We start from the raw sequence: 10305 nt of genomic DNA, 5'->3' as shown, positions 1-10305 counted from the left end.
AGGTGGTTTCCCGACAACAAGGCCATCGCGTTCCTGAAACGCACGGGAAACACCATACAAATATGGCGGACACGCATCGACGGGAGCCTCAGTGCTCCCGTCACCCATTCCGATACCGACATACTCGATTTCCGGATCGCCAGGGACGGCCGGACGATCGTTTATTCGGCCAGTCCCGCACTACAGGCGGCGTGGAGCCAGATCGATAAGGAGGGCCTTTCCGGCTTTCATTTCGATGACCGGTTCGCGCCCAACGCCTCGACCCGGCCATTCCCCTCGCCGCCCATTCCGGTCGAAACCTTCACGCTCGATTTGGCGAGCGGGAAGGTTCGCGCGGCATCCGTGGCGGAAGCGGCTCTGCTGCAGGACGACAAGCCACGCGGCCCGCCGGGCGCCATGGCCGTTGCGCTCTCGCCATCGGGCAGACGGGCCTGGACGAAACCGACACTATCGGAGCGATTTCCGCCTCGCCCGCAACTGGTGGCAGAAAGCCTCACCGGATCGCCCATCAGTTGCGAGGCGCGAGCATGCCGATCGGTCACGACCTTGCTGGGCTGGTCTGCCGATGGCGCGCGGGTCCGCTTCACGCATCTCGAAGGCTGGGCCAACAGCCAGACCGCCATCTACGAATGGAAGCCCGGTGCCCGAACCGTCACACGCCTTTATGTCACGAGCGATCTGCTGGTCGACTGCGCCCCCCTGAACGATGACCTGGCGTGCGTGGAAGAAAACTCAAGCGTGCCCAGGCATATCAGCCTCCTTCGGCTTGCTACCGGAGAGGACGAAGTGCTGTTCGATCCCAACCCGGAATTCGGCGGGTTGCGGCTTGGACAGGTCGAGCGGCTTACATGGAAGAGCGCCTTCGGCACCGAGAGTTTCGGGGACCTTGTCTATCCGGCCGGTTACCAGCCCGGCCAGCGCTATCCGCTTATTGTCGTGCAATATATTTCGCGCGGCTTCCTGCGAGGCGGGACGGGCGACGAGTATCCCATCCAGGCGTTTGCCAATCGGGGCTATGCGGTCCTCAGCATCCAGCGGCCTCGCTCGCCGGTCGCCGTCCCTGATGCGGCAAGCTATACCGACCTCGACAAGGCTGATCTTGTGGGTTTCAAGGACCGGAAGAATGTCCTGTCGGCGATCGAGACTGCCGTTCAGTCGCTGATCGATCGCGGTATTGTTGATCCCAAACGCGTCGGCATCACGGGTCTCAGCGACGGGGCTTCCACGGTGCAGTTCGCGGGCCTTCACAGCAGGTATTTCTCGGTCGCCGCCATGAGCAGCTGTTGTTGGGAACGCTCGCAAATGGCCATGCTCGGCCCGGCCGTCGCGCGCCAGTATGTGCAAACAGGCTGGCCGCACCAGTCGGACAAGGCACCGGGCTTCTGGAACGAGATCTCATGGGCTCAGCAGCCGCGGCGCGTTGCCTTTCCGGTGCTCATGCAGCTCTCGGACAATGAGCTTCTGCCCGCGCTGGAGGCCTATACCGCACTTGCCGAAGTGAACGCGCCGGTGGACCTCTACGTCTACCCCCACGAAGATCACGTCAAATGGCAACCCGCCCATCGCCTCGCGGTCTACCGGCGCAATCTCGACTGGTTCGACTTCTGGTTCAAAGGCTCCGCGCCTGATGCGCCGCCTGCCGAGATTTCGCGTTGGCAAGCGTTACGGGATCGGATGGCCGAGCGCGCCCGGAAAGAGGACGCCGATGGAGGCCCGATTACGTCTCGCCCCGCCTCCTGACAGCAGGTTTTGAGGTAAGCCGTGTACGGCGTGAATGGTCACGTCCAATGTCCAATCCAGGCTTCGGTATCGAGCAGCGCCATGATCCGCATGTACTCCGATGCCGTATGCAGCCTGCTCTCGCCGAGGCAGCCCCCCAGAGCGTCGAGATCGAGCAATCCTTGTGAGGCGAGCCGCCCCCCGAGCAATCTTTCCCGGATCTCGCCCAATCGGCTCGTGAGCAATTCCACGATGAAACTGTCAGGTCCCGCCTTTGAGTGCCGGTCGAGAATTTGGGGAGGAAGCCGCGATGCGTAAGCCGCGCGGGCGACAGCACGATTGATACCCCCGGCGCACATCGACCAGGTCGGAATAGCAAGGCAGGTTTCGACGATCGGCTGCGAGACGAGCGGATTGACCAGCGTGAATGGCAACGCGCGATCGTAGCCGTCCAGATGCTGTTGCATGCGCAGCAACATGGCCACATGGCCAGCCTTTCCCGGAAAAGCCTGGTCTGGAGCTTCGAGCCAGGGGTGTTCGGCAGGTTGGCGGCTTTCATGGGCGACGATGCCGCGGTTCAGGAACAAGGGATCGGTCCGCCAGACATAGCCCCGCCCCCTTTGCTTCAGAACCCGGCGAGCCTCGCGCATCGCCTGCCATGCGCTGGCGCCGGTGACCGCGCAAACGTCGCGCAGCGTGCGGATGAGCCCGGGCCCCATGCCTTCGGCCAGATAGCGATCGGCAATCGGCCGCGCCGAGGCGCTGTTGTAGAAAACATTGTCGCCGCCATTCCCGGTGAAATAGGCATCTGCGCCGAGCTCTGCCGCTTTGGCAGTGACCACGGCACGAAAGGCCAGGTCGTGTGTCCTTCCGCAAGGACGGGGAAGATGGGCTACCACCGAACGATCAAGATTGATGGCGTCGAACGCGTAGCCGCACTCATAGAGATTGGCATGGCAATGCGCGGCAATGATCCGGGCATAGCTACGCTCATCACCACTCGGATCGCTGGTCGCAAGGGTCAGGCATGAGAGTGAACGGCCCCGGTCTGCCAGCGTGGTGGCAACGATCGACGAATCGAAGCCGCCAGAAACGCTGAGAAGAATGTTCGCATAGCGTGAGCCCCATGCCGATATGCACTGCTGCAAGGCGCGGCCCAATCGCTCCGCACCGTCCTCGGGTTCCATAACATCCAGCGTGGCGGCATAGTCCCATGGCGACCAGCATTGGCCGACAGTCTCGCCGCCGTCGGCAAATGTGGCATGTGTGCCTGGAAGAATCTCGCTCAACCCTTCGATGGCCGTCCGGGGCGACGGCAAGTCGCGCATGAAGAGTTGGCGCTGCAATGCTTCCCAGTCGATCCTGGGCGCCAGCAGCCCCGCCTTCACCAGGATATCTGGGTCGGATGCGAAGATGTGCAGGCCGCCTTGCCGCAATTGGAAGCATGGCAGTGCGCCCATGGGGGCTCGCAAGACGCACGCGCCGCCGGGCATCTCGAACGCCGCCAGATAACCGCCCCAGTACCGCTCGATCAGGTGCGCGCCGCCTGATTTACGGATGGCGTCGGCAGCGCGCTGATCAAAGTCGCGGATGGCTTCCGGAGGACCATGGCGATGAAAGATCGTACCGATCACCACGCCGCTACCGGGAATGGGCAGAACATCGCTGTCATCGCTTGCCAGAAGCGAAAACGGACCCGGCACCGGGACAATGGTGAGACCGCAGAGCTGCCCGGCCCGGCGAGCCGCACCTTCGCGCTCATCTGCGTCCGGCGAATGGAAGAGAATGTAGCGCAGCGCCATCACACGGCCATGATCGGCGTGAAGGGGCGAACATTCTCGATCGTGTCGTTGAGAACGGCCTCGCCTTGCTGCACCCAGCAATGCGCGGAAAACGGGCTGGCCTGCACGCCGAATACAAGGCTGGGGGCAAAGCCACGGCGCAGGCAGATCCAGATAAAGGCAAGCGAGCGTACGAGGCACCGGTCCGAGCGCCGGAAGACGAGGCCGAGCGCCTCGAAAGCCGCATTTATCCCGGCATATTCATGGTCATGCATCTGGCCAACGCCGGCCCCGGAGACGAGCTTGCATCGTTCCATATCGCGTATGATCGCTGGCAATCCACGAAACCTGATCCGCCATGCGACAATGCATTGGACAACGGCGACCTGCATCAGCGTGGACAAATGCGGGCTGCAGCTGACGCTCGAAATGACATCTCGGGACGCCGGGACAATTCGGATCGAGCAGTCGTTACGCGGTGCCTGTGTCTGCTCGATGAGCATGCCCCGGGCCACGAGCGATTGCAGTGCCCGGGCATCATCCCGACCGCAGGGCTCGCCGCCTGCCGCGCGGCGGAAAGCCTCATCCATGCCAGGTGGCAGCGCGAGATACCGGTCGGCCTCGATGTCGAGGATGATCGTGCGTCCACTCGCCGTGCAATGATGGAGGTTGTCGCGCAAGGAGAAGAACATGGCCGCGGCGCCTTGGCAGTGACGCGCCCCGGCAAGAGCCGGAGCGCGCCGGTTTGCTCAGTCGTCGGAGATGGCGCCGAAGATCTGGCGCGGCTGACCTTCGAGGTCGGCCTCGCCCTGGACGGCGCCCTTGGTCGCGGCGCTGACAGCGCCGAGATCGATCAGCTCGTCATCGCGATGTTCGTCAATCACGGTCATCATTACCTCCTTCATGTCGTCGCAGACATTTGCGACGACATGAAGGATATCGCGATGTTGCGCGAAACTTCGATTTTATAAGTTTCCAATTTGAGTTCTTATAAGCCGAAATACTCATTCAGCGCCCTTCAAATGGGGAAGAAATCTCTCTGGAGTACCGGGCTTTCTACCATCCCAGCGTGGATTTCAGCCCTGCTCCTCGGCATGAATAAGTCGCGACACTTGCCGCAATCGCCGGCGATGGTAGCGACGGACGGCCTCCTGTGCGTCTCGTAAAGGACCTGATCCGGCCAATTCCCATATCCGTTCGAGTTCACGAAGCCGGTTGGAGAGCCTCGCTTCGCGAATGCGAGTCGCGTGAAGCCGCTCACCAACGGAGCGAACGGCTTCGACATGCTCGGGATTTCCGGAAAAGCTGGCAATGTGCAGAAACAGTTCTGCCGTCGCTTCGGCAAGTGCATGTGTGTCATTGCCATTGATCGATGGAAAAGCTGGCTGATAATCGCTCGACGAAGTGCCGGATCGTCGGAATTTGAGCGCAAGTTTGATCAGATCTTGGTGCCATGAATAAAGGTGAGCGAGCCCGTCCGCAGTGAGGCGGGGCATCTGAAAGCCCCCGCCGATGTGCAAGTCGAGCAGCCGCTCGCCCACGAGTCGCTGCATGCTGTCGCGGACCGGAGCAATGCTGGTCCCGAATTCCCGGGCGAGGGTGGTCACGACAAGCATGGTGCCGGGCGCGAACTGCCCCTCGAGAATGACCCGCTTGAGCCCCTGGTAGACCCGCTCGGCAGCGACAGCTTCAGGTGACATCGCGCCGCGTCACTCAATGCCACGCAGAGAAGCATCATCCAACGGGACGCCCGCGCGGCGGCCTTTGCGAATGACCGCACCCAGATAGTAATCCTCGATGATGTATTCGATGCAGTGCTCCTGGAGCCGGTTCATGTCGCCATGGAGCAGGTCAGCCGGGAAAGACCGCCGGTTCTGCAGGAACATCATGGGCAGGAAGAAGTAGCCGGCAGGCAGGCCGAGGCGGGCGGCGCAGCGAAGGTGGTCCTCGATCGACGGCTTGGGACTGCCGGCTTCGATTTCGCGCAGCCAGCGTATGCCAATACCGGCCTCGGCCGCCAGTTGAGCCTGCGTAATCCGTTCCATCCTGCGCCGTCCCTCGATACACTTTCCGGAGATCAATTTGATCTCGTCCAGAATATCTTCTTCATTTGTGCGGTGATGCTTTTGATTGGCCACGTCCGGGATCCCCTGACAGCCGCTCAAAGCTTTCCGATACACAATCCGACAGCGCCAAGGCTGGTGTTAATTACGCCTTAAATCAATCATCCATCGTTCCCAATTTGGTAGAATTGCAAAAATATTGATGAAATTTTTGAAAGCGATAGCCCACTCAACGCAGAATTTCGCCAACAAGCGAAGGGCGTCTGGCAATCAAGGCCAGCAGCACCTAGGCCGGCCATGCAGGACGGCGGCGGCCGTGTTCCCAATTCAGCTAAGTTCGTTTGGTGACGCCGATACAGCGCGCAAACGCAGCTTGCGACAGGCCTGTCTTTGCCCGGATCGCGGCCACATCGACGGCCTGAACTTCGACCTTATGAACACGCGCGTCCGAAGCATGTCCCACAGCAAGCGCCAGAGCTTCGTTCAAGCCTTGCTTGATGCTTTCATATACGCTCATTGTTGATCTCCAGTGGACGTGAAGCGCTTACTTACATGTCCTACGCGTCCCTTGTCCTGCGATAGGCCTCGAGAAGGCGGTGATCTTCGCTGCTTTCAAAGACCAATAGCCCGGCAAGATAGAACCGCCCGATAGCCGTGACCGAGGTTGGCTCATCCGATGCGTCGATACGCTCCATCAGCCTTTGGGTGATTTCGGCCAGTTGCGAAGATGATCCCACGAAACGCACATGATTGCCGGCAAGCCGGTCGCATCGCGGGTCGGCCACTTCGCCAGCGAGGTCCCAAGGCTGCATGCGATCCAGCAGCATGACCGCGACATGGAGTGTCGCGCCATAGGGCGGGAACTCGCGAAGGAGATGTGCGAGGCGGCTGTGACAATCCAGGAAAAGATCGATCCCCCTGTCCGACAGCCTCAATTTGTAGGTTCTCGATGAACGCGCAGCCATGCGACCTGCTCCGAGTGATTCGCACTGTGGGTCATTGATAGGACGGCCCGCGCCCCAAGTTTTCTGCCAATTTGACAGGTATTTTCGGCACGGCAGTGCCGCAATCGGCACGCAGATGCCGAAACAGGCACGTCAGTGCCCTGCCCGTTGCCCGGATCCGCGTCATCGGTTCACCTCAAGCCATCCCGACGAGGGGTGACGGCAATCACCATCCGATAACGCCCGAAGCTTTCTGCCCGAGCCCGATCCAGGAACCGGAGATCAGCTGCTTGCTCAGCATCTCACCGGAAAAGGAGGCCATGTGAGAGATGTACACTTCCAAGCGTCTGGAGAACACAACCGCGCTCGTCATGTTCGCGCTCTCCGGTTGTGCCGGGAGCGCCCACCTCGATCCACCCCCTCCCGTTCTTCCGCACTATCGCATCGTCGCCACATCGGACGGTTTCGCGATCGAGCGGATCGAAACTGATGGCAGCGCCGATGCGCCTGCCCCGCTGGTTCCGCTCGGCCGCACGATCCGCCTCGATCCGGCGCTTCTCAATCCCCCTTCTTCCTCCCATTTCAGGAGCACGCTCCATGCCCCTTTCGTTCAAGATGGCCTGCCAGGCCCGATCGGCGATCAGCACGATGGCCATCCTGGGCCTGATGAGCACGGCAGCCCCCGCACTGGCGCAAGCCGGACCGCCGGCGAGCAATAACGACGCCCAGGTACTGAGCAAGGCTGCCGAGGCAGCGCAGCGCCAGCTCCACCAGACCTTCACCAACCTGACGTTCGAAGACTTCGGTCCCGCGCCGATCAAGGGTGCGATCTACCAGGCCTTCGCCGGCGGACGGGTGATCTACTATGCCCCGGCGAGCGGCCACATCGTGTTCGGGACCGTCTATGACAAGAACGGCCTTAACGTCACCGCTCTCGCCCAGCAGGCCAGCGCCAGGAAGCGTTTCGATCTCATAGATCCCCAGAAGGCGCTCGCCATCGGGCCGGACAATGCCCCCACCGTGATCGAGTTCACCGATCCGGATTGCCCTTATTGCCGTGCTCTGGACAGGTTCTGGGCAGCCAAGGCGGCCGAAGGCAAACCTGTACGGCGGCTCATTTATTTCGTGAGCCAGATTCACCCCGGTTCCGCAGCCAAGGCCGAGCATATCCTCTGCTCAAAGGACCAGGCAGCCGCCTTCCATGCGATCTACGCCGGTGCGGCCCCAGGCACTCTTCTGACCTGCCCGGAAGGGAAGGCGCGCGTCGCCGATGATGCCGGGCTCGTCAAGGCCATGGGCATTGGCGGCACGCCAACGCTCATCGCAGGCGGCAAGCTCATCCCGGGCTTCCAGCAAGCCGAGCTCGAAGCCTTCCTCGAGGGCAAGCCGAACGCGAACAAGGACAGGGTCGAGGGCGGGGCCGATGCCGCGCGCTGAGCTTGTCCTCACCCATCTGGCGGACGCCAGCTGCCCGGCCCTTGCCGCCGCGGCGCGGCGGACCGGAATGCCGGCACGCGCGGCGCTCAAGGAGCCGCCCACCGCACGCGCCGGCAGGCAGCGATATTCCATCGATGCCGAAAGGCGCATGTCCGGGCGGCTCCCATCTGAAGGAGCAAAAACGATGATCCCAAAACTTGGGCGCAATGCCCTCGCCATCCCCAATCTCATCGCCAATCTTGGTGTCCCTTTGGCCCTCATGGTGCTCGTGAGCACCGGCGCCCATGCCTTCACGGCCCCGGCCGCGGGCGATCTTGGCTACGACATCTACGACATCGTCGTGAACAAGGGGGTCAAGGGGCCGCTTGGCTTTGTCGGCGGTGTCGCCGCCTTCCTCTTCGGCGTCTCGCGGCTCTTTTCCAACGTCATGGTCGGCATCCCGACCATCGTCGCCGCGGTCTGCCTGATCAAGTCGGACACCATCCTCCAGACCTTTGGAATGGTGATCTGACATGCGGTGCGCGGGTCTCCTGGTTCTCCCCATGGCCGGGAAAGGCCGCGCACCGCGCCCCAGGCTGAAGGCCGATCCCCGGCCTTTGGACAATGGCGCCTGGCGACAGGTGTCATGAAGCAGGAGGAGAAGGGCATTGGACGAACGTCTGCCCCAGTATCTGCACGGCCCGGTCCAGATTCTATGGTTCGGCTCGGACGAGTTCATTCTGGTCATGTCGACGATCTTCGTCGCCGCCATCGTCGGCGGGATCGTCGGATGGACGCTCATCGGCGCCCTTCTCCTTTTCATCCCCTGGAAGCGGGCCCGCCCGCGCGGGTTCCTCTCCCATCTGGCCTGGCGCTGGGGCCTCGTGCGCTTCCGCCACTACCCGGGTCCGACCCAGACCCGTTTCTTCGAGTGAGACCGGTGATGGCATTGTTCAGCAAGGACAAGAATGCGGGCCAGGATCCGCTCGCCGGCAAGCCCGCAAGCTTCGGCATCCACCGCTACCTGCAGGGTTCAGCCAACCTCTTCGAGGAAAACCGGCTGCTCAAATTCGCGATTCTCGGAACACTGGGGGTGACGGCGGTACTGGGCATGTTGCTCTACACCACGAACCAGAACCAGCGCACGGTGATCGTGCCCTTCGGGTCGGGCGGCGACCTCTACGTCACCGGCAATACGCCCTCGCCAGGGTACCTGCGCACCATGACCCGCAATGTGGTTAGCCTGGCCGGGACCTATTCGGCCTACAGCGCCGACCGCCAGTTCCAGGAACTTCTGAGCCTCGCGCACCCCAGCGCCTACAACAGCCTTCGCGACAGCCTCAATGCCATTATCGACGAGCTTGCGAACAATCCGACGCTCTCGATCGCGACCTACATTCGCACCGACCAGCCCGTCACCTGGGACAAGACCGAGATCGTCGTGCCGGTCGAGAAGGTGCGCATCATCGGCGGGGTCATCCGCAAGTTCCGCGGCAATTTCCGGATCGGTTACGCGATCGACAACGGCCGCTTCTGGCTCACCCGCCTTTCCGAGGAAAAGTTCGATGCTGAAACCCACTAGGAGCTGGCCCACCAGGCACTGGCCCGCGCGCGCCGGCGGCGCAGTTCTGCTTGCGGCCACCCTGCTCGCGCCTGCCGCACCCGTCCAGGCTCAAGCGATCATGGTCCTGCCTGGCCAGACGAGCACCATCCGCCTCTCCAATCACGACATCAACCACGTGGTTTGCGAGGGCGGCGAGATCGAGGATGTGCGATTTTCCGCGGAGAAAGCCATCGCAGTCGAAAAGGCGGGTTCGGACGCCTGGATCAAGTTCCTGGTCAAGGAAGTGGACGACACCGGCGCGGTCACGCGCAGCTATGTGACCACCCCTTCGGAATTCTTCGTTGCGTGCAACGGGGCGATCTACACGCTCTATTCCGAGCCCTCCGATATCCCGGCGCAAACCGTGACCCTGACGCCGGGACGCGTCCAGCGCGCGAAAGCCAATGCCGATCTCCTGGGACCTCTGGTCGAGGAAGAGCGCGCGGTCTCGATTACCCTTGCCATGCTCCAGGACCGGTTGCCCGCCAGCTTTGCCGAAGTAGCGCCCGCCTCGGGCACACTGACGCTGACGGGCCTTCCCGGTACGAGACTGACCGAGCGACGGCGTGTCGCTGTCGAAGGCGCGGGGTTGTCGGCATCGGAATACCTGGTCAGCCCCGATGCTCCCGTAACGCTCGACGAGCGCAGCTTCCTCGACCGGAATCTTGGCACGAACATCATCGCGGTCACGCTCGACCGGCTTGCCCTCAAGGCCGGCGAGACCGGGCGTCTTGTCGTCATCCGCAGGGGAGAGGCGCAATGACGAACGGCAATCGCCA

General features: G+C 62.3%; 14 protein-coding genes. 8 read left to right on the top strand and 6 right to left on the bottom strand.

Annotation, left to right across the window (positions count from 1 at the left end):
- Positions 1 to 1740: Atxe2 family lasso peptide isopeptidase (locus NN5_RS18065; protein ID WP_067736530.1), on the top strand; the 1740-nt coding region annotated here is incomplete at its 5' end.
- A 38-nt stretch (positions 1741 to 1778) separates the two neighbouring features.
- Here NN5_RS18065 and NN5_RS18060 read toward each other — a convergent pair.
- Entirely contained in the window at positions 1779 to 3521 is a 1743-nt protein-coding gene (locus NN5_RS18060; RefSeq protein WP_067736526.1) for an asparagine synthase-related protein, read from the bottom strand.
- Positions 3521 to 3817: a lasso peptide biosynthesis B2 protein gene (locus tag NN5_RS26975; protein ID WP_245656602.1), complete on the bottom strand. Its 297-nt coding sequence runs from the start codon at positions 3815 to 3817 to the stop codon at positions 3521 to 3523. Before NN5_RS26975 ends, NN5_RS18060 begins: the two co-directional genes overlap by 1 nt.
- Between NN5_RS26975 and NN5_RS27420 the strand changes: the two genes are divergently transcribed.
- Positions 3770 to 4471, top strand: a complete 702-nt coding sequence (locus NN5_RS27420) for a hypothetical protein (protein WP_444543912.1) — start codon at positions 3770 to 3772, stop codon at positions 4469 to 4471. The genes NN5_RS26975 and NN5_RS27420 overlap by 48 nt on opposite strands.
- 105 nt (positions 4472 to 4576) lie before the next feature.
- On the opposite strand, the gene NN5_RS18050 is transcribed toward NN5_RS27420, so the two are convergent.
- The 4 genes from NN5_RS18050 to NN5_RS18035 all read right to left on the bottom strand — a co-directional run bounded on the left by NN5_RS18050 (position 4577) and on the right by NN5_RS18035 (position 6528).
- Entirely contained in the window at positions 4577 to 5200 is a 624-nt protein-coding gene (locus tag NN5_RS18050) for a GntR family transcriptional regulator (RefSeq protein ID WP_067736517.1), read from the bottom strand.
- Positions 5201 to 5209: 9 nt separating this feature from the next.
- On the bottom strand, positions 5210 to 5638 hold the full coding sequence (locus NN5_RS18045) for a helix-turn-helix domain-containing protein (RefSeq protein ID WP_067736514.1): 429 nt from the start codon (positions 5636 to 5638) through the stop codon (positions 5210 to 5212).
- Positions 5639 to 5894: 256 nt separating this feature from the next.
- Entirely contained in the window at positions 5895 to 6080 is a 186-nt protein-coding gene (locus NN5_RS18040) for a helix-turn-helix domain-containing protein (RefSeq protein WP_242528492.1), read from the bottom strand.
- Between the two features lie 40 nt (positions 6081 to 6120).
- Positions 6121 to 6528 (bottom strand): hypothetical protein, encoded by a 408-nt coding sequence (locus NN5_RS18035; RefSeq protein ID WP_157081205.1) that lies wholly within the window; start codon positions 6526 to 6528, stop codon positions 6121 to 6123.
- A gap of 308 nt (positions 6529 to 6836) precedes the next feature.
- Here NN5_RS18035 and NN5_RS18030 point away from each other — a divergent pair, with 308 nt between their 5' ends.
- From NN5_RS18030 to NN5_RS18005, 6 genes are all read left to right on the top strand, one after another.
- On the top strand, positions 6837 to 7226 hold the full coding sequence (locus tag NN5_RS18030) for a hypothetical protein (RefSeq protein WP_067736506.1): 390 nt from the start codon (positions 6837 to 6839) through the stop codon (positions 7224 to 7226).
- Positions 7174 to 7944 carry a DsbC family protein gene (locus NN5_RS18025; protein ID WP_067736547.1) on the top strand — a complete coding sequence of 257 codons (771 nt, stop codon included), beginning with the start codon at positions 7174 to 7176 and terminating at the stop codon, positions 7942 to 7944. Before NN5_RS18030 ends, NN5_RS18025 begins: the two co-directional genes overlap by 53 nt.
- 184 nt (positions 7945 to 8128) lie before the next feature.
- On the top strand, positions 8129 to 8455 hold the full coding sequence (locus tag NN5_RS18020; protein ID WP_067736545.1) for a hypothetical protein: 327 nt from the start codon (positions 8129 to 8131) through the stop codon (positions 8453 to 8455).
- Positions 8456 to 8591: 136 nt separating this feature from the next.
- Positions 8592 to 8858, top strand: a complete 267-nt coding sequence (locus NN5_RS18015) for a type IV conjugative transfer system protein TraL (RefSeq protein WP_067736503.1) — start codon at positions 8592 to 8594, stop codon at positions 8856 to 8858.
- Positions 8859 to 8866: 8 nt separating this feature from the next.
- On the top strand, positions 8867 to 9505 hold the full coding sequence (locus NN5_RS18010) for a TraE/TraK family type IV conjugative transfer system protein (protein WP_067736500.1): 639 nt from the start codon (positions 8867 to 8869) through the stop codon (positions 9503 to 9505).
- A gap of 100 nt (positions 9506 to 9605) precedes the next feature.
- Positions 9606 to 10289, top strand: coding sequence for a type-F conjugative transfer system secretin TraK (locus NN5_RS18005; protein ID WP_245656601.1), 684 nt, complete (start codon positions 9606 to 9608; stop codon positions 10287 to 10289).
- The last annotated feature ends 16 nt before the right edge of the window (positions 10290 to 10305 follow it).

The organism is Novosphingobium naphthalenivorans NBRC 102051 (assembly GCF_001590985.1).
In the GTDB taxonomy this organism is placed as follows: Bacteria; Pseudomonadota; Alphaproteobacteria; order Sphingomonadales; family Sphingomonadaceae; genus Novosphingobium; species Novosphingobium naphthalenivorans.
This window is presented reverse-complemented; position numbering and strand designations above follow the sequence as displayed.